This is a genomic window from Streptomyces fragilis (assembly GCF_003112515.1).
Lineage (GTDB): Bacteria > Actinomycetota > Actinomycetes > Streptomycetales > Streptomycetaceae > Streptomyces > Streptomyces fragilis.
In genome coordinates, this window is sequence record NZ_BEVZ01000003.1 from 432,757 (window position 1) to 451,215 (window position 18,459).

Here is an 18,459-nt window from a genome sequence, read left to right on the forward strand (position 1 = left end):
GGCCTCGTCGCGTGGCGGGAAGGTCAGTCCTCGCCGAGGTAGGCCTTGCGGACGGACTCGTCGTGGAGGAGGTCCTGGCCGCTGCCGGTGAGGGTGATCTTGCCGACCTCCATCACGTAGCCCTGGTCGGCGAGGGAGAGCGCCGCCTGGGCGTTCTGCTCGACGAGCAGGATGGTGGTGCCCTGGGACTTGAGCTCGGTGATGGTCGCCATGATCTTCTGCATCATGATCGGCGAGAGACCCATGGACGGCTCGTCGAGCATGAGCAGCTTGGGCTGCGACATCAGCGCGCGGCCCATGGCGAGCATCTGCTGCTCGCCGCCGGAGAGGGTCCCGGCGGCTTGCCTGCGGCGTTCCCCGAGGATGGGGAAGAGGTCGTAGGCGCGCTGGATGTCCTTGGCGATGCCGGCCTTGTCGTCGCGGAGGTAGGCGCCGAGCCGCAGGTTGTCCTCGATGGACATGCGGGGGAAGATGTGGCGCCCTTCGGGCGAGTGGGCGAGGCCGAGGCTGACGACCTTGTGCGCGGGGACCTTGCTGAGGTCCTTGCCCTCGAAGCGGATGCTGCCGCCGCTGGGCTTGAGGAGGCCCGACAGGGTGCGCAGGGTGGTGGTCTTGCCGGCGCCGTTGGTGCCGATGAGGGTGACGACCTGGCCGGCGTCGACCTTGAAGCTGATGCCCTTGACGGCTTCGATCTTGCCGTAGGCGACGCGGAGGTCCTCGACCTCGAGGAGTGCGGTCATCGGTCGTTCTCCTTGCCATCTCCGGCGTCGCCCCGATCCGCGCCGTCGGCCACGGGGGCCTCGGGGGCGGGTGCGGGGGCGGCGCTGTCGGCGGCGGTGGTGTCTTCGTAGGGTTCGCCGAGGTAGGCCGCGATGACGCGTTCGTCGCGCTGGACGACTTCGGCGGGGCCTTCGACGATCTTCTCGCCCTGGACGAGCACGGCGACGCGGTCGCAGAGGTTCATGATGAACCGGATGTCGTGCTCGATCACGACGATGGCGATGCCCCGGTCGCGGATGGCGAAGACGAGTTCCTCGGTGGCCCGGGTCTCGGCGGGGTTCATGCCGGCGGTGGGCTCGTCGAGGAGGAGGAGGCCGGGCTCGCTGGCGAGGGCGCGGGCGATCTCGAGCTTGCGCTGCTCGCCGTAGGGCAGGTTGCGGGCGAGGTGGTCGGCCTTGTGGTCGAGGCCGACGAACTCGAGGAGTTCCATGGCCTTCTCGCGGGACTCCTGCTCGGCCCTCTTGAAGCCGGGCAGGCGCAGGAGGGCCGACCAGAGGCCTTCCTTGGTCCGGGTGTGGCGGCCGACGAGGACGTTCTCCAGGACGGTCATGTTGGCGAAGAGCCGGATGTTCTGGAAGGTCCGCGCGATGCCGGCCTGGGTGACCAGGTGGGGCTTGGGCGGGAGGACGGTGTCCTTGTACCGGACCGTGCCGCTGGTGGGGACGTAGAGGCCGGTCAGGCAGTTGAAGAAGGTGGTCTTGCCCGCGCCGTTGGGTCCGATGAGTCCGACGATCTCGCCGCCGTTGACGGTGAGGTTGACGTCGCGGACGGCGGTGAGGCCGCCGAACTTCATGGTGACGCCGGTGACGTCGAGGACCTTGGTCGTGGTCGCTGCGGTGGTGCTGGTGGTGGTCATGGCGGTCACGCCCCTGCCTTGGCGACGCCGGTGGCGCCCTCGGGAAGCGTCGCGTCGTCCGGTACGTCGGTCTGTCCGGTCTCGTGGAACTCCAGCTGCTTGCGGCGGTCGGCGACCAGGCCTTCGGGGCGGAAGCGCATGAGGAGCATAAGCGCGATGCCGAAGAGGAGCAGCTGCCATTCCGCCATGAACTGGAGTTTGGCCGGGATGAGGTAGAGCAGCGCGGCGCCGATGAGGGGGCCGCTGATGGTGCCCATGCCGCCGAGGATGACGGCGGCGAGCAGGAAGGCCGAGTTGGGCGGCACGGAGCCGGCGAACTGGTACTGCTCGGGCGTGATGCTGTACGAGACGTGGGCCTGGACCGAGCCGGCGAGGCCGGCGAGGCCGGCGCCGAGGGCGAAGGCGAGCAGCTTGAGCCGGAAGCCGTTGATGCCCATGGCGGTGGCGGCGGTCTCGTCCTCGCGGATGGCGACCCAGGCGCGGCCGATGCGGGATTCCGCGGAACGGCGGAAGACCATCACGACCACGGCCGTGAACAGGAGCATCAGCAGGTAGTAGTTGCCGGGGCGGGTCAGCTGGAAGCCGAGGACGTCGTGCGGCAGCCCGAAGTTGAACCCGAAGAGTTCGAGGTCGGGGATGTTGGGGATGCCGTTGGAGCCGTTGGTGACGTCGGGTCCGCTGGTGCCGTTGAGGCTGTTGACGGTGATGCGGAAGATCTCACCGAAGCCGAGGGTGACGATGGCGAGGTAGTCGCCGCGCAGCCGCAGGGTGGGGGCGCCGATGAGGACGCCGAAGACGAGGGACGCGGCGACGCCGGTGAGGACGGCGGCCCAGAAGGGGAAGTGGACGCCGATGGTCGACTGCGGGGAGCCGGAGACCAGGGCGGCGGCGTAGGCGCCGACGCCGAGGAAGGCGACGTAGCCGAGGTCGAGGAGGCCGGCGAGGCCGACGACGACGTTGAGGCCCAGGGCGACCGTGGCGAAGATCAGGATGTTGGCGCCGATGAGCGCGAACTGGTCGTTGGTCTGGGTGAAGGGGAAGCAGATGGCCGCGGCGAAGGCCGCGGTGAGGGTGACGTTGCGGTGCTTGGCGGTGAGTGCCGAGAGCCGCTTGAGGAGTCCGGCGCGCAGGACGGCGGCGAAGCCGAAGGCGGCGAGGACGACGAACCCGATGAAGAGTTCGGAGTACTCGGTGGCGATGCCGTAGGCGAAGATCCACAGGCCGATGCCGAAGGCGGCGGTGATGATCAGGATCTCGGCCCAGGCGGGGAGGTCCTTGGCGCGGGCCGGGTCGGGCGCGGAGAACGCGTTGCGGAACCTGCCCCAGGCATCGGTGTCGTCGTCGTGGGGCTGGTCGGCGGGGAGGGCGAGGGCGCCGATGACGGCGAGGAGGGCGCCGCCGCCGGCGATCCAGCCGCCGAGCTCGAGGTTGACGAGGCCGCCGAGTTCGTAGCTGATGGCGCCGATGGCGTAGCCGGTGACGCCGAACACGCCGAGGGCGGCGAGGCGGACGGGGCTGTTGGTGCCGCCGGGGGTGAGCCAGGCCAGGCCGCGGATGCGTCCCCCACTTCCGGCTTCGCTCGAGCGGGGGGAGCCCCATCCGGAGAGCGTGAACAGCAGGGTGAGGACGGCGCCGACGAGGGTGAGGACCTGGAGGCCGCCGGGGTAGCCGGTGACGGTGAGGTCGCCGGGGAACGCGCTGGTCCACGTCCAGGGGAGGAAGGTGCCGGCGAGGGCCAGGACGGCGCCGGTGAGGGTGACGACGCGTGCCGTGGAGGCCGGGAGGGGGATGAGCGGGCTGGTGTTGTTGCTGGTCATCGGTATCACGCCCTGTCCGCGACGCGTTCGCCGAGCAGGCCTTGGGGCCGGACGAGGAGGACGATGATGAGGAGGGCGAAGGCCCACACGTCCTTCCAGCCGCCGCCTCCGAAGAGTTCCATGCCGGGGATTTCGCTGATGTAGCCGGTGGCGAGGGACTCGGCGACGCCGAGGACGACGCCTCCGAGCATGGCCCCGTAGATGTTGCCGATGCCGCCGAGCACGGCGGCGGTGAACGCCTTGAGGCCCATGATGAAGCCCATGCGGAAGCCGATCTGGCCGTTCTTGAGCCCGTAGGCGACGGCGGCGACGGCGGCGAACGCGGCACCGATGGCGAAGGCCATGACGATGATGCGGTCGGTGTTGATGCCCATCAGCTTGGCGGTGTCGGGGTCCTGGGAGGTGGCCTGCATGCCCCGGCCGGTGCGCGTCTTGTTGACGAAGAACCCGAGGGCGATCATGCACAGCGGGGCGGCGATCAGGACGAACAGGTCACCGCGCTGGATGTGGGCGCCGAGGATGGTGAGGGCGTCGCCTTCGAAGCGGGGGAAGGGGACGTCCTTCTTCGCGTCGGGGTAGCCCATCCAGACGAGCTGCTGCAGTGCGATGGAGAGGCCGATGGCGGTGATGAGGGGCGCCAGTCGGGGTGCGGTGCGCAGGGGGCGGTAGGCGAACCGTTCCGCCGCCACGGCGACGAGAACGGACACGAGCACGCCGCCGAGGATCATCAGGGGGATGGCCGTGATCAGGCCGAGGCTGCTGGGGAGGGCCGTGTAGACGGTGAGCGCCCCGAAGCCTCCGACCATGAATATCTCGCCGTGGGCGAAGTTGATGAGCTGGACGATGCCATAGACCATCGTGTAGCCGATCGCGATGAGTCCGTACATCGCGCCGAGGATGAGTCCATTGGCCAGCTGTTGCGGCAGTTCGTGCACCGCAGGGCCTCCGTTGGGTGGTTCGGATATGGCGCCGCGCGGGAGCGCTGGTGGGCGCGCCCGCGCGGCCTAGGTCAATGCGTGGTGCCGGCCTGCTCGGCCCGCGTGGGTCAGTCGAGCTCGGGAGCTCCGCTGAACTCGGCGGCCCAGGCGCCGCTCTTGACCTTGTAGGCGGTCATCGTCTTGTTGGTGGTGTCACCGAACTCGTCGAAGGAGATCGGGCCGGTGACGCCGTCGAACTTGATCTTGCTCATGGCGTCCAGGACGGCCTTGCGGCTGTCGTCGGGGAGCTTGCCGTCGTTGCCCTCGACGGCCAGCTTGACGGCCTCGATGATGGCCCAGGTGGCGTCGTAGGTGAGGCCGCCGTAGGCCTCGTAGGCGTCCTCGTAGCCCTCGGCCTCGTAGTTGGCGAGGAACTCCTTGGCGGAGTCGAGCTTCTCGACCGGCTCGCCGACGGAGGTGGCGAGGTCGCCCTCGGCCTTCTTGTTCAGCTTCGGGTACTCGCCGGAGTAGATGCCGTCGCCGCCCATGAGCGGGATGTCCTGGCCGCTGTCCTTGAGCGCCTGGCTCAGGGGAGCGGCGGCCGGGTACTCGCCGCCGTAGTAAAGGGCGTCGGCGCCGGTCTTCTTGATCTTGGTGACGACGGCGTTGAAGTCGCGGTCGTCGGGGTTGATGTGGTCCGAGCCGACGATCTTGCCGCCGAGCTTGGTGTAGTTCGCCTTGAAGGAGGCGGCGAGACCGGCGCCGTAGGTCTTCTGGTCGTCGATCAGGTACGCCTTCTTGAGGCCCGCCTCCTTGTACAGGTACTCGGCGGCGAACGCGCCCTGGACCTCGTCGGTGGTGGCGGTGCGGAAGAAGGTCTTGAACGGGCGGACCGAGTTGCCGGTCTTCCAGCCGTCGCCCTGGGTGAGCTCGGTGCCGGTGTTGGCCGGGGAGACCTGGGTCAGGCCGGCGTCGTTGAACGGCTTCTGCATCTGCTGCGAGACGCTGGAGTTCAGCGGGCCGACGACGCCGACGACGGTCTTGTCGCTGATGAACTTCTGCGCGTTCTGCGCACCCACGCCGGGCTGGGCCTGGTCGTCGAGGGGCTGGACCTCGAAGGTGACGCCTTCGACGAACTTCTTCTTGTTGGCGATCTTCGCGGCGAGGTCGGCGGAGTTCTTCATGCCGAGGCCCAGCGCGGAGAGGTCGCCGCTGAGCGGGGCGTCGAGGCCGATGACGACCTTGACGTCGCCGCCGGAGTCGCCGCCCTTGGCGCCTTCGTCGCGCGATCCGCAGGCGGTGAGGGTGAGTGCTCCCGCCGCCAGCGCGGCGGTCAGTGCGAGGAGACGTTGACGCACGTTGTGTCCTTTCCCTGGCACGGCCGTTCCGGTCCGGAGCGCGGCCGAGTCGAGGCGCTGGGCGGATTTGCTGTTCCCACGGCGCGGTGACTGGCCGTGACTCTAGGCGGGAGGTGGTTATAGGGAGGAGTGCCTGACCAATGCTGTGACGCTCTTGTTATGACACGAGGTAATGCAGAGCGGTTAGGAGTGGGTGGAAGAGGTTAATTCCGGCGGATTCAGCCGGTCCACATGTTGAGAAATCGCAGACCGGAGCCGTTCGGTGTTCAGGTGTCTTTTCGTTTTGACTCATTACCTGACATCGTTGTCGCCCCGATGGTCCGGGATAGATGAATGCGCCATGCATTCTTTTTGCGAAAGTCACGCTGCGTTACTTTCGGAAAGCGCGAAGGGCGCCCGGCCGTATACGGCCGGGCGCCCTTGTGCGTCGTGCGTCGCTCTCGCGCGTCGTGCTTCGCGCGGTGGGGAGGCGAGGGTGGTGGGATCAGGCGTCACGCAGGAGGCAGGTGAGGCGGGCGCTGCAGACCCGGCGGTCCTGCTCGTCGCTGATCACGATCTCGTAGGTGGCCGTGGAGCGGCCGCGGTGCACGGGGGTGGCGACGCCGGTGACGAAACCGGACTGGAGGCCGCGGTGGTGCGTGCAGTTGAGGTCGACGCCGACGGCGATCTTGGCCGGGCCGCCGTGCAGCATCGAGCCGACCGAGCCGAGGGTCTCCGCGAGGACGGCGGAGGCGCCGCCGTGCAGCAGGCCGTAGGGTTGCGTGTTGCCCTCGACCGGCATGGTGCCGACGACGCGCTCGGCGGAGGCCTCCAGGATGTCGATACCCATGCGGTTGCCGAGGGCCCCGGCGGAGAAGAGGGCGGGCAGGTCGACGCCGAGGCTGGCGTACTCCTCCAGGACTTCCTGCGGAAACTTCACGGTGTTCTGCTCGCCCATGGGCCGGCTCCATTTCGTTCGGGGAGACCTCGTGCGGTGGTGCCGCCGGGGCCGGCGCCTGGGGTGGGCGACGCCGGACGGCAGCGCCTGAGCAAACGCTCAGTCGATTCGGGATTGTTCCAGACGGATCACCACCGACTTGCTGGCCGGGGTGTTGCTGACATCCGCGGTGGAATCCAGCGGTACGAGGACATTTGTCTCCGGATAGTAGGCGGCGGCGCAGCGCCGCGCCGTGGGGTAGTGCACCAGCCGGAATCCGGGAGCCCGGCGCTCAACGCCGTCGCTCCACTCGGAGACCAGGTCGACGTAGGAGCCGTCGGTGATGCCGAGCGCGGCGGCGTCCTCGGGATGCACCAGGACGACCCGGCGGCCGCCGTGGATGCCGCGGTAGCGGTCGTCGAGGCCGTAGATCGTGGTGTTGTACTGGTCGTGGGAGCGCAGGGTCTGCAGCAGCAGGCGGCCCTCGGGGATCTCGGGGAACTCCACCGGCGCGGCGGTGAAGTTGGCCTTGCCGGTGGCGGTGGGGAAGCGGCGCTCGTCGCGCGGGGCGTGCGGGAGGGTGAACCCGCCGGGGCGCGCGACGCGGGCGTTGAAGTCCTCGAAGCCGGGCACCACGCGTGAGACGCGGTCGCGGACGGCGGCGTAGTCCTGCTCGAACTCCTCCCAGGGGGTGGCGCTCGCGGGGCCGAGGACCCGGCGGGCGAGGCGGCAGACGATGGCGGGCTCGGAGAGCAGGTGAGGGCTCGCCGGCTCGAGGCGGCCGCGGGAGGCGTGCACCATGCCCATGGAGTCCTCGACGGTGACGAACTGCTCGCCGCTCGCCTGCACGTCCCGCTCGGTGCGGCCGAGGGTGGGCAGGATCAGGGCGCGGGCGCCGGTGACGGCGTGCGAGCGGTTCAGCTTCGTGGAGACGTGGACGGTGAGACGGGCGCGCCGCATCGCCTTCTCGGTCACGTCGGTGTCGGGGGTGGCGGCGACGAAGTTCCCGCCCATGGCGAAGAAGACCTTGGCGGCTCCGTCGCGCATCGCGCGGATGGCGTTGACGACGTCGAGGCCGTGGTGGCGGGGCGGGGCGAAGCCGAACTCGCGCTCCAGGGCGTCGAGGAAGGCGGGGGCGGGCCGCTCGAAGATGCCCATGGTGCGGTCGCCCTGGACGTTGGAGTGCCCGCGCACGGGGCAGACTCCGGCGCCCGGCCGGCCGATGTTGCCGCGCAGCAGGAGGAAGTTGACGATCTCGCGGATGGTGGGCACGGAGTGCTTGTGCTGGGTCAGGCCCATGGCCCAGCAGACGACGGTGCGTTCGGAGGCGAGGACCATGTCCAGGGCCTGCTGGATCTCCTCGCGGGTCAGCCCGGTGGCGGCGAGGGTCCGCTCCCAGTCGGCGGCGCGGGCCGCCTCGGCGAACTCCTCGTAGCCGTGGGTGTGTTCGCGGACGAAGTCCTCGTCGACGGCGCCCTCGGTCTCCAGGACGAGCTTGTTGAGGAGGCGGAAGAGGGCCTGGTCGCCGCCGATGCGGATCTGCAGGAACAGGTCGGTGAGGGCGGTGCCGGTGGTGAGTCCCTTGGGCGTCTGCGGGTTCTTGAACCGCTCGAGCCCCGCCTCGGGCAGCGGGTTGACGCTGATGATCCGGGCGCCGGCGGCCTTCGCCTTCTCCAGGGCGGTGAGCATGCGCGGGTGGTTGGTGCCGGGGTTCTGCCCCGCGACGACGATCAGGTCCGACCGGTACAGGTCCTCGAGGCTGACGCTGCCCTTGCCGACGCCGATGGTCTCCGTCAGGGCGGAGCCGGAGGACTCGTGGCACATGTTGGAGCAGTCCGGCAGGTTGTTGGTGCCGAGCTCGCGGGCGAACAGCTGGTAGAGGAAGGCCGCCTCGTTGCTGGTGCGTCCCGAGGTGTAGAAGACGGCCTGGTCGGGGGAGTCCAGGGCGTGGATCTCCTCGGCGATCACGTCGAACGCCTCGTCCCAGCCGATGGGCTCGTAGTGGGTGGCGCCCTCGGCGAGGTACACGGGGCGGGTGAGGCGGCCCTGCTGGCCGAGCCAGTAGCCGCTGCGGCCGGCCAGGTCGGCGACGGAGTGGGCGGCGAAGAAGTCGGGGGTGACGCGGCGGAGGGTGGCCTCCTCGGCGACGGCCTTGGCGCCGTTCTCGCAGAACTCGGCGGCGTGCCGCTTGTCGCCCTCCGGCCAGGCGCAGCCGGGGCAGTCGAAGCCGTCCTTCTGATTCACCCGCAGCAGGGTCAGGGCGGTGCGGCGGACGCCCATCTGCTGCTGGGCGACGCGCAGGGTGTGGCCGAGGGCGGGAAGGCCGGCCGCGGCGTGCTTCGGCCCGGTGACGCGGGGGGCGTCCTGCGCGGGGTCGGCGGCGGGGGGCTTGCTCGCCATGGCGCTCACCTCTTCTGCACCGGTGGTGCGGTGTTCTCTCCGGCTGCGGTCCGGCTGTCCCGAAGATCCTTGCACGGGGCCGCCGCGGCGCGGGAGGGCTGTGGAGAAGGCTCCGCGAGACCTGTGGACAACGTGCGCGAAGCCGCCCGGGGCGTCACCGCCAGGAGTGACGCGCGCTCGAGCGGCGGTGGAGGAGGTGCGGCGGTCTGCCGCAGGTGGGCGCGGCTGTCGGCGGGGCGTGGCAGGATCGGGGTGTGGTGGATACAGCATCGAAGAAGACCGACACGAACCCCGCCGGTGAGCGTCCGCGGCTGATGCTCATGGACGGGCACTCCCTCGCGTACCGCGCGTTCTTCGCGCTGCCCGCGGAGAACTTCACGACGGCGCAGGGACAGCCGACCAACGCGATCTACGGCTTCGCGTCGATGCTGGCGAACACGCTGCGTGACGAGGCTCCGACGCACTTCGCCGTGGCGTTCGACGTGTCCCGCAAGACGTGGCGGGCGCAGGAGTTCACCGAGTACAAGGCGAACCGGGCGAAGACGCCGGACGAGTTCCGGGGCCAGGTGGAGCTGATCGGCGAGCTGCTGGACGCGATGGCCGTGCGGCGGTTCGCGGTGGACGGCTTCGAGGCGGACGACATCATCGCGACGCTGGCGACGCAGGCCGAGGCGGAGGGCTTCGACGTCCTCATCGTCACGGGTGACCGCGACTCGTTCCAGCTGGTGTCCGAGCACACCACGGTGCTGTACCCGACGAAGGGCGTCTCGGAGCTGACCCGGTTCACGCCGGAGAAGGTGTTCGAGAAGTACGGGCTGACGCCCGCCCAGTACCCGGACTTCGCGGCGCTGCGCGGCGACCCGTCGGACAACCTGCCGGGCATCCCGGGCGTGGGCGAGAAGACGGCCGCGAAGTGGATCAACCAGTTCGGCTCGTTCGCGGAGCTGGTCGAGCGGGCGGAGGAGGTCAAGGGCAAGGCCGGGCAGAACTTCCGCGACCACCTGGAGTCGGTGAAGCTGAACCGCCGGCTGACGGAGATGGTCCGGGACGTCGAGCTGCCGGTGGGCGTCCCCGCGCTGGAGCGCGCCGCCTACGACCGCAAGGCGGTCGCGATGATCCTCGACACCCTGGAGATCAGGAACCCCTCGCTGCGGGAGCGGCTGTTCGCGGTCGACCCCGGCGCCGAGGAGGAGGGCCCCTCGCCCGCCGCGCAGAGCGGCGTCGAGCTGGACGGCTCGGTGCTGTCCACCGGCGAGCTGGCGCCGTGGCTGGCGGAGCACGGGCAGGACGGTCCGCTGGGCGTGGCCGCGGTCGGCGCGTGGGCGCTGGGCGCGGGTTCGGTGGCCGAGGTGGCGCTGGCCGCCTCGGGCGGCGAGGCGGCCTGGTTCGACCCGTCCCAGCTGGACGAGGCCGACGAGAAGGCCTGGGCGGCCTGGCTCGCGGACGAGGCGCGGCCCAAGGTCTTCCACAACGTCAAGCACGCGATGCGGCTGTTCGGCGAGCACGGCTGGACGGTCGCGGGCGTGACCATGGACACCGCGCTGGCGGCCTACCTGGTGAAGCCGGGCCGCCGCTCCTTCGACCTGGACGCGCTGTCGCTGGAGTACCTGGGCCGTGAGCTCGCCCCGGCCGCGGCGGCCGGCGGGCAGCTCGCCTTCGGCGCGGACGACGACGCCGAGGCCGAGGCGCTGATGGTGCAGGCGCTGGCGGTGCTGGACCTCGCGGCCGCCTTCGAGGGCAAGCTGGAGGACGTGGGCGCCGCCGAGCTGCTGCGCGACATGGAGCTGCCGACCTCGGCGCTGCTGGCGCGGATGGAGCGGCACGGCATCGCAGCCGACCGCGAGCACCTGCGGAACATGGAGCAGATGTTCGCGGGCGCGGTCCAGCAGGCCGTCCGTGAGGCCCACGAGGCCGCCGGCCACGAGTTCAACCTCGGCTCCCCGAAGCAGCTGCAGGAGGTGCTGTTCGGCGAGCTGGGCCTGCCCAGGACGAAGAAGACCAAGACCGGCTACACCACGGACGCGGACGCGCTGGCCTGGCTGGCGGCGCAGACCGAGAACGAGCTCCCGGTGATCATGCTGCGGCACCGTGAGCAGGCGAAGCTGCGCACCACGGTCGAGGGCCTGATCAAGACGATCTCCGCGGACGGCCGCATCCACACCACCTTCAACCAGACGGTCGCGGCCACCGGCCGGCTCTCCTCGACCGATCCCAACCTGCAGAACATCCCGGTCCGCACTGACGAGGGGCGGGCCATCCGCCGCGGGTTCGTGGTCGGCGCGGGCTACGAGTCGCTGATGACGGCGGACTACAGCCAGATCGAGCTGCGGGTGATGGCGCACCTGTCCGAGGACGAGGGCCTGATCGAGGCGTTCGCCTCCGGCGAGGACCTGCACAACACGGTCGCCTCCCAGGTGTTCGCGGTGGACCGCTCGCAGGTCGACCCCGAGATGCGGCGCAAGATCAAGGCGATGTCCTACGGCCTGGCGTACGGGCTGTCCGCGTTCGGCCTGTCGCAGCAGCTGAACATCGAGGCCGGTGAGGCGCGGGCCCTGATGGACACGTACTTCGAGCGGTTCGGCGGCGTGCGGGACTACCTCCACCGGGTGGTCGAGGAGGCCCGGGCGACGGGCTACACCGAGACGATCCTCGGCCGTCGCCGGTACCTGCCCGACCTCAACAGCGACAACCGGCAGCGCCGGGAGGCGGCGGAGCGGATGGCGCTCAACGCGCCGATCCAGGGCACGGCCGCGGACATCGTGAAGATCGCCATGCTGAAGGTGGACGCGGCGTTGCGGGAGGCGGGCCTGACCTCGCGGCTCCTGCTCCAGGTGCACGACGAAATCGTGCTGGAGATCGCTCCCGGCGAGCGGGAGGCGGTCGAGGAGCTGGTCCGCCGCGAGATGGCCGGGGCGGTCACGCTGAGGGCGCCGCTGGACGTGTCCGTCGGCGTCGGCCCCGACTGGGAGTCCGCGGCGCACTGACCGGGCGCCGGCCGGGGCCGCGGCCGGGACACCCGCGAGGGGTCGGCCCGCGGCCCGCGGCTGGAACGCCTGTGAGGGGTCGGCCCGCGGCCCGCTGCCCCGGGTCGCGGGGCCCCGCGCCGTGCGGACCCCCGCCGGGGAAGGGCCGGGCGGTGGGTGGCGTGTCACTCGGGCGGACCCCGTGGAGGCGACGTGGGGCGAGGTCGGGGCGAGGATGCGGGGCATGGGTATACGCATGCTCGGCCGGTCTCCGGCGGGAGCGGAAGCGGTCATATCCGCGCTGCGCCCGCCGGTGCGCCCCGTCGCCCCCGCCGCGAGCACGGTCCGCCGTCACCTCGGGTGGACGACGGGGGCGCGCCGTCAGGCCCGTGACCTCTGGGAGGCGGTGGCCGGCCGTCAGCCGGTGGTCGTCCTGTCCCTGGCCGTGGGGCCGGCCCAGGCGGTGGCCCGCCGGACCTGGGGGCTGGTGATCCGCATGGTCCGCCCGGGCGCCTACCGCCGGATCACGGTCACCGTGGTGCCGCTGCGCGGCTTCCCGCAGCTCCCCGCGCCTCCGTCTCCCCGGCCTCCGCACGCGGGCCCCGGGGCGGGCGCCGCCACACCCTGACGGCGGTCCCGTACAACAGCAGCCCGACGACGAGCCCCGCGCCCGCTCCGAAGCAGAGCGTCGGGATGATCTCCCAGGGCCGGGCGATGTGCCCCCAGTAGGCCCACCAGCGCATCACCCGCGTCGTCGCCGCGAACCCCGCGCACAGCGCGAGCAACGCCCCGGCCGCCCACCGGTCCCGCCGGGACAGCTCCGGCAGCCCCGCCGCGCCGCCGACGAAGCCGTCACCACCGCTGAAGCCGTCATCGCCGCTGAAGCCGTCACCGCCGCTGAAGCCGTCGCCGCCGTGGGGCACGGACCGCCGCAGCGCGCGGACCAGGAACCACACGATGACCACCGCGGCCACGGCCGACCCCCCGTACTGCAGGTACCAGTACAGCGGCGAGCCCGCGATCTCCTCGCCCAGCACGGGGAAGACCCGCATCCCCCACCGGTCCAGGTGCGTGAACGCGTCCCACACCACATGGGTGAGCGACCCCAGCACCGCCGACAGGTACCAGGCGGCCGCCAGGCGCGGCCGCGGCCTCGACCGCGGTGTCCCGCAGCGCGTCAGCACCGCGGCCCGCCCGCGCACCCGCCGCGGCAGCAGCGCCACCAGCGGCTCGCGCAGCAGCAGCCACGCCCCCACCAGCAGCCAGGCGATGGCCACGTCGACCGTGAGGACTCCCGCGAACGAGTGGGTGACGTCGCCGAAGACCATGGCGCCGGGCAGCGCGCTCGCCGCGTAGTACGTCATGTCGGGGGCGAACGACCCGGCCACCATGACGGAGGGCACCAACAGGGCGGCCCGCCCGGTGCCGTCGGCGCGCATCGCGGGCAGGACGGCCACGGCGTGGCTGAGGGTGAACGGCAAGAACGGCTCCAGGTCCCGGAGGGGCACGGCGACGGCGGCGCGGCGCGACGGTGCGCACGCGACGGCTCCGCGGCGCGACGGCGCGGCGGCGCGGCGGCGCGGAGGGATCACGCCCGCGCTGAGAAGGGACGTGGGGGGCCGCCCAGCGGTTCCCGGACGGACGACGTCCGAATCTCGTACGCGCAGCCCTGCCGAAGTCCTGGTCAATCATCTGATATCGGACATCAACGGGTAGGCGGGCGACTCAAGTTGTCGTAGGGTCACGTGATTGCGGTATCGAATCTCTGTCCGCAAGGCGGGCGGAGGGACCAAGAAGTCGGTCGTCCAGGGAGGGAACGCTCGATGGCGGCGCATATCGGCAGGCATCTGCGCAGGGGAGCGGCGACCACGGCGGTGGCCGCGGTCGCGGTCGCGGCGCTGACCGCTTCGCAGGCGCCGGGGGTGGCCGAGAGGCCCAGATCCGAGACCGGCGACTCCCAGCCGATACCTGATGCCGCCGCCGAGCTTCCGGGCGACGACTCGTACTACACGGACCTCCCGGAGCTGAAGTCCCCGGCCGCCGGCGGCAAGAACGAGTCCAGCATCCCCGCGACCGTCCTCGACGCCTACAAGAAGGCCGAGGCGACCCTGCGCCAGGACAAGCCCGGCTGCAACCTGCCCTGGCAACTCCTCGCCGCCATCGGTCAGGTGGAGTCCGGTCAGGCCGGCGGCGGCCGTGTCGACAGCGCGGGCACCACCCTGTCGACCATCAAGGGCCCGCCGCTCAACGGCAAGGGCTTCGCGCACATCAGCGACACCGACAACGGCGCCTTCGACGGTGACGTGAAGTACGACCGGGCCGTCGGCCCCATGCAGTTCATCCCCTCGACCTGGGCCTGGGCCGGCAAGGACGGCAACGAGGACGGGAAGAAGGACCCCAACAACATCTACGACGCGGCCCTGGCCGCCGGGCACTACCTGTGCCGCTACAACTGGGACCTCTCCGACAAGGCGGACCTCGAGCGGGCGATCCTCAGCTACAACAACTCGCGTGACTACCTGAACACCGTGCTGCGGTGGATGGAGGCCTTCCGCGACGGCGTCCAGGAGATCCCGGACGGCACGGGCAGCCTGCCGGGCCACCGCAACGACGACCCTCTCCTCGTCACGCCCACCTCGCCGTCCGCCCCGCCGTTCTCGAAGCCGGGCAGTGGTGCGCACACCGGCGGCAAGGGCGGCAACGGAGGCAACGGCGGCAGCAGTGGAAGCGGCACGCCCGGCGGCGGCTCGACCCCGCCCGACACCACGCCGCCGCCCACGACGCCGCCGCCGGCCCCGGGGGAGGAGACGCCCACCGACCGCGTGCACCACCTGGAGCACGCCGGCGGCGACTCCCTCAGCACCATGGCGGGCACCACCTTCGGCGAGGACGTCGCGGCCCGGGCGGAGACCTCCGCGGGCGTCGGCGTCGGCAAGGTGCGGATCAGGTTCACCATCGTCGGCGACACCGACACGGTGTTCACGGGCGGCGAGAGCGTCGCCACCGTGCAGACCGACAACCGCGGTGTCGCGACCGCGCCCGCGCTGGTGGCCGGCGAGCGCACCGGGGCGTTCACGGTCCGCGCCACCGTCGTCGGCCGTGACGTCACGGCCGTCCGGTGGGAGGCGTCGGTCACCGTCCGCACGGCGGACAAGATCGCCCTCGTCGAGGGCGAGCCGCCGGTGTGCGCGGTGGGCGGGCAGTTCGACGAGGCGCTCACCTTCGCCGCCACCCGTGACGGCGCCCCCGCCGCGAAGGTCGGGGCCACCGTCACGCTGGTGAAGGCGGCGGACGACCTCACCGAGAACGACAAGGGCCCCTACTTCGAGGACGCGGACGGCGAGGCGGTGCGCACGCTGAAGCTCACCACCGACGCGGACGGCGTGCTGGAGCTGCCGACGCTGTTCGCGGGTGACACGGCCGGCACCTACCTGCTGCTGGTGGAGACGCCGGGCGGCGGCAAGGAGACGGTGGAGCTCACGGTGGAGGCCGCCGGGGACGCCACCGCAGGCGAGGATGCCGGCACGGCCTGACCGTCCCTCCCCTCAGGCGCCGACGCCGGGGCCGCCCCACCGGGCGACCCCGGCGTCTCCCGTTCCACCGGGCGCGCATCCCGGCCCCAGGCACCGGCCCCCAGGCGCCGTCCCCCGGGGCGGCACCTCGGGCCCCCGGGCGCTCAGCGGCGGAGGCGGGCGTTGGTGTGACGGGTGGGGGCCGCCGAGGACGGGTCCTCGGGCCACGGGTGCTTCGGGTAGCGCCCGCGCAGTTCCGCCCGCACACTCCGGTACCCGTCCCGCCAGAACGACGCCAGGTCCGCAGTGACCGCCGCGGGACGCCCGGCCGGCGACAGCAGGTGCACCAGGACCGGGGCCCCCGCCACCGTCGGGGACTCGGCGAGGCCGAACATCTCCTGCAGCTTCACCGCCAGCACCGGCTGCCGCGGGTCGCTGTAGTCGACGCCGACACGGGAGCCCGACGGCACCTCCAGCCGCTCCGGCGCCAGCTCGTCCAGCCGTGCCGCCTCGCCCGACGCCCAGGGCAGCAGCCGGGACAGCCCTTGTCCCGCGTCGATCCGGGACAGGTCGGCGCGGCGCCGGGAGCGCCCCAGCTCCGGCTCCAGCCACTCCTCGGCCCGCGCCAGCAGCGCCTCGTCCGACACCTCGGGCCAGGGGTCGCCCAGGCGTCCGCGCAGGAACGCCAGCCGCTGCCGCAGCACCAGGGCGTCCTGCGACCAGCGCAGCAGACCGAGGCCCTCCGTGCGCAACCCTTCCAGCAGCGCCGCGCGGATCCGCTCGGGGGCGGCGTCCCGCAGCGGCCGGACCACCAGCTCGACGGCGCCGAGCCGCTCCACCCGGCGGGCCACCACGTCGCCCCCGGCCCAGCGGACCTCCTCGCCCTCCGCGTACAGCGGCGCCGCCGCGCGGCGGGCGGTGTCCTCGTCGACCACCGCGGCCAGCCGGATGCGGGCGTGGCCCTTGCCCACCGGGCGGTCGGCCACCGCGACCGCCAGCCAGGACCCGTCCCGCAGCGGCGAGCCCTCCGGGAGCCGGGCCCGCGTGCCGCCGGCCATCAGGCAGGAACCGCCCTCCACCCGGCCCACCCGCTCCGGGAACGCCAGCGCCGCCACCACCCCGGCCACCGCGTCGTCCCCCCACGGCCGGGCGGTCCCAGCCCTCGCACCAGGGGCTGCCGCGGCGCCCGTCGAGGCGTCCGCCGCCGCGGCCCCCGCACCCGATCCCGCACCCGCCGCCGCCGATCCTGCACGCACCGCCGCACCCGCACGCACCGCCGATCCCGCGCCCGACGAGGCTCCCGCGCCCGAGGAGCCCCCCGCACCCGCCGCAGCCCCCGCGGCCCCCTCCCCGGCCAGGGACCGCAGTCGGCGCGTCTCCGCCCGCCAGCGCCCCCCGTACGCGTCGCCGCCCCGGCGGGCCGCACGCAGGGCCGCGGCCAGGTCGTCGCCGTAGGAGCGCGGCACCTCCTCGCTCAGCAGCGCCACCACCTCCGCCGCCGCCCCGGCGCCGACCAGCGGCGCCGCGTCCAGCAACGCACGGCCCAGCCGGGGGTGCAGGCCGAGCCGGGCCAGGCGGACGCCCCGCCCGGTGGCCCGGCCGTCGTCGCCGATCGCGCCGACCGCGCCGAGCACCGTCCGGGCGGCGGCCATCGCCCCGGCCGGAGGCGGGTCGAGCAGGGCCAGCCCGGAGGCGTCGGGGGCGCCCCAGCAGGCGGCCTGCAGGGCGAACGCCGTGAGGTCGGCCACCTGGATCTCCGGCGCGGGGAAGGCGGGCAGCCGGACGTCCTCCGCCTCGCTCCAGCAGCGGTACACCGTGCCCGGCGCCTCACGCCCCGCGCGGCCCGCCCGCTGCCGCCCGGCCGCCCGCGAGGCGCGCACGGTGGCCAGCGATCCCAGGCCGCGGGCATGGTCGACGCGCGGCTCACGGGCCAGACCCGAGTCGACCACGACGCGGACGCCCGGGACGGTGAGCGAGGACTCGGCCACCGACGTGGCCAGCACCACCCGGCGGCGCCCGGCGGGGGAGAGCACGGCGTCCTGCACGGCGGCGGGCGCCCGGCCGTGCACCTGGAGCACGTCCACGCCGCCGGCGGGCAGGTCGGCCAGGGCGCCGGCGACCCGGGCGATCTCGCCGACGCCGGGCAGGAAGCACAGCACGTCGCCGTCCCGCTCCGTCAGGGCCCGGCGGACCACCGAGGCGACGTGGGTCAGCAGCGCGGGGTCGACGCGGGTGCCGTGCGGCGGACGCACCGTCCCCGGCGGGGGCGCCCACACCGTGTCGACGGGGTGGGCGGTGCCGTGCGCCTCCACCACGGGGGCGTCGCCGAGGAGCCGGGCCCAGCCCGCGGCGTCGGTGGTGGCCGAGGCGGCGACCAGCCGCAGCTCGGGGCGCAGGTTCTCGCGGACGTCCAGCAGGAAGGCCGCCGCGGTGTCGGCGTCCAGGTGACGCTCGTGGCACTCGTCCAGGACGACGGTGTCCACCCCGGCGAGTTCCTGGTCGCGCTGCAGCCGCTGCAGCAGGACGCCGGTGGTGACCACCTCGACCCGGGTGCGGGAGGAGACGGAGCGGTCGCCGCGGACCGTGTAGCCGACCGTCCCGCCGACGTCCTCGCCCAGCAGCCAGGCCATCCGGCGCGCCGCGGCCCGGGCGGCGATCCGGCGCGGCTCGGCGACGACCACCTTGCCGCCCGCCCGGCCGGCCGGTGGCCCCTCCTCGCCGGTCAGCCCGGCGAGGGCGAGGGGGACGAGCGTGGTCTTCCCGGTTCCCGGCGGCGCGCACAGCACGGCCGCGCCGTGGCCCTCCAGCGCCCCCGTGAGCAGCGGCAGGGCGGAACGGACGGGAAGGTCACGGGCGGCGTCTCGCATCACCCGCCCAGTCTCCCAGGGGCCGCCGACCTCATGGGCCCCAGATGTCGCCCCCCGGGGACCCCGGATACCG

12 protein-coding genes are annotated in these 18,459 nt (G+C 72.6%); 3 read left to right on the top strand and 9 right to left on the bottom strand.

Annotated elements, in window-relative coordinates:
• Window positions 1–23 precede the first annotated feature (23 nt).
• From Sfr03f_RS12525 to Sfr03f_RS12555, 7 genes are all read right to left on the bottom strand, one after another.
• Window positions 24–740, bottom strand: a complete 717-nt coding sequence (locus Sfr03f_RS12525) for an ABC transporter ATP-binding protein (protein ID WP_108953919.1) — start codon at window positions 738–740, stop codon at window positions 24–26.
• Window positions 737–1,636 carry an ABC transporter ATP-binding protein gene (locus Sfr03f_RS12530; RefSeq protein ID WP_108954089.1) on the bottom strand — a complete coding sequence of 300 codons (900 nt, stop codon included), beginning with the start codon at window positions 1,634–1,636 and terminating at the stop codon, window positions 737–739. Before Sfr03f_RS12530 ends, Sfr03f_RS12525 begins: the two co-directional genes overlap by 4 nt.
• A gap of 5 nt (window positions 1,637–1,641) precedes the next feature.
• Window positions 1,642–3,453, bottom strand: a complete 1,812-nt coding sequence (locus tag Sfr03f_RS12535; protein ID WP_108953920.1) for a branched-chain amino acid ABC transporter permease — start codon at window positions 3,451–3,453, stop codon at window positions 1,642–1,644.
• A gap of 5 nt (window positions 3,454–3,458) precedes the next feature.
• Window positions 3,459–4,388 carry a branched-chain amino acid ABC transporter permease gene (locus Sfr03f_RS12540; RefSeq protein ID WP_108953921.1) on the bottom strand — a complete coding sequence of 310 codons (930 nt, stop codon included), beginning with the start codon at window positions 4,386–4,388 and terminating at the stop codon, window positions 3,459–3,461.
• A 110-nt stretch (window positions 4,389–4,498) separates the two neighbouring features.
• The gene (locus Sfr03f_RS12545) at window positions 4,499–5,728 is read right to left on the bottom strand and encodes a branched-chain amino acid ABC transporter substrate-binding protein (protein ID WP_108953922.1); all 1,230 of its coding nucleotides are present in this window, start codon (window positions 5,726–5,728) and stop codon (window positions 4,499–4,501) included.
• Window positions 5,729–6,212: 484 nt separating this feature from the next.
• Entirely contained in the window at window positions 6,213–6,665 is a 453-nt protein-coding gene (locus tag Sfr03f_RS12550) for a hotdog fold thioesterase (RefSeq protein WP_108953923.1), read from the bottom strand.
• A 99-nt stretch (window positions 6,666–6,764) separates the two neighbouring features.
• Entirely contained in the window at window positions 6,765–9,044 is a 2,280-nt protein-coding gene (locus Sfr03f_RS12555; protein WP_108953924.1) for an FdhF/YdeP family oxidoreductase, read from the bottom strand.
• A gap of 254 nt (window positions 9,045–9,298) precedes the next feature.
• Between Sfr03f_RS12555 and polA the strand changes: the two genes are divergently transcribed.
• Window positions 9,299–12,028, top strand: a complete 2,730-nt coding sequence (polA, locus tag Sfr03f_RS12560) for a DNA polymerase I (protein ID WP_108953925.1) — start codon at window positions 9,299–9,301, stop codon at window positions 12,026–12,028.
• Window positions 12,029–12,251: 223 nt separating this feature from the next.
• Window positions 12,252–12,635, top strand: coding sequence for a hypothetical protein (locus tag Sfr03f_RS12565; RefSeq protein WP_159105634.1), 384 nt, complete (start codon window positions 12,252–12,254; stop codon window positions 12,633–12,635).
• Here Sfr03f_RS12565 and Sfr03f_RS12570 read toward each other — a convergent pair.
• Window positions 12,538–13,488 carry a DUF4184 family protein gene (locus tag Sfr03f_RS12570; RefSeq protein ID WP_108954090.1) on the bottom strand — a complete coding sequence of 317 codons (951 nt, stop codon included), beginning with the start codon at window positions 13,486–13,488 and terminating at the stop codon, window positions 12,538–12,540. The genes Sfr03f_RS12565 and Sfr03f_RS12570 overlap by 98 nt on opposite strands.
• Before the next feature lie 342 nt (window positions 13,489–13,830).
• Here Sfr03f_RS12570 and Sfr03f_RS12575 point away from each other — a divergent pair, with 342 nt between their 5' ends.
• Window positions 13,831–15,540, top strand: coding sequence for a lytic transglycosylase domain-containing protein (locus tag Sfr03f_RS12575; protein WP_108953927.1), 1,710 nt, complete (start codon window positions 13,831–13,833; stop codon window positions 15,538–15,540).
• 143 nt (window positions 15,541–15,683) lie between these two features.
• Here Sfr03f_RS12575 and Sfr03f_RS12580 read toward each other — a convergent pair whose 3' ends face one another.
• The gene (locus Sfr03f_RS12580; RefSeq protein ID WP_108953928.1) at window positions 15,684–18,386 is read right to left on the bottom strand and encodes an ATP-dependent RNA helicase; all 2,703 of its coding nucleotides are present in this window, start codon (window positions 18,384–18,386) and stop codon (window positions 15,684–15,686) included.
• Between the last annotated feature and the right edge of the window lie 73 nt (window positions 18,387–18,459).

Excerpts from the sequence above, each read along its gene's own strand:
- Sfr03f_RS12555 (WP_108953924.1), bottom strand. The coding sequence starts at position 9,044 with ATGGCGAGCAAGCCCCCCGCCGCCGACCCCGCGCAGGACGCCCCCCGC.
- Sfr03f_RS12580 (WP_108953928.1), bottom strand. The coding sequence starts at position 18,386 with ATGCGAGACGCCGCCCGTGACCTTCCCGTCCGTTCCGCCCTGCCGCTG.
- Sfr03f_RS12565 (WP_159105634.1), top strand. The coding sequence starts at position 12,252 with ATGGGTATACGCATGCTCGGCCGGTCTCCGGCGGGAGCGGAAGCGGTC.
- Sfr03f_RS12530 (WP_108954089.1), bottom strand. The coding sequence starts at position 1,636 with ATGACCACCACCAGCACCACCGCAGCGACCACGACCAAGGTCCTCGAC.
- Sfr03f_RS12525 (WP_108953919.1), bottom strand. The coding sequence starts at position 740 with ATGACCGCACTCCTCGAGGTCGAGGACCTCCGCGTCGCCTACGGCAAG.
- Sfr03f_RS12550 (WP_108953923.1), bottom strand. The coding sequence starts at position 6,665 with ATGGGCGAGCAGAACACCGTGAAGTTTCCGCAGGAAGTCCTGGAGGAG.
- Sfr03f_RS12535 (WP_108953920.1), bottom strand. The coding sequence starts at position 3,453 with ATGACCAGCAACAACACCAGCCCGCTCATCCCCCTCCCGGCCTCCACG.
- Sfr03f_RS12575 (WP_108953927.1), top strand. The coding sequence starts at position 13,831 with ATGGCGGCGCATATCGGCAGGCATCTGCGCAGGGGAGCGGCGACCACG.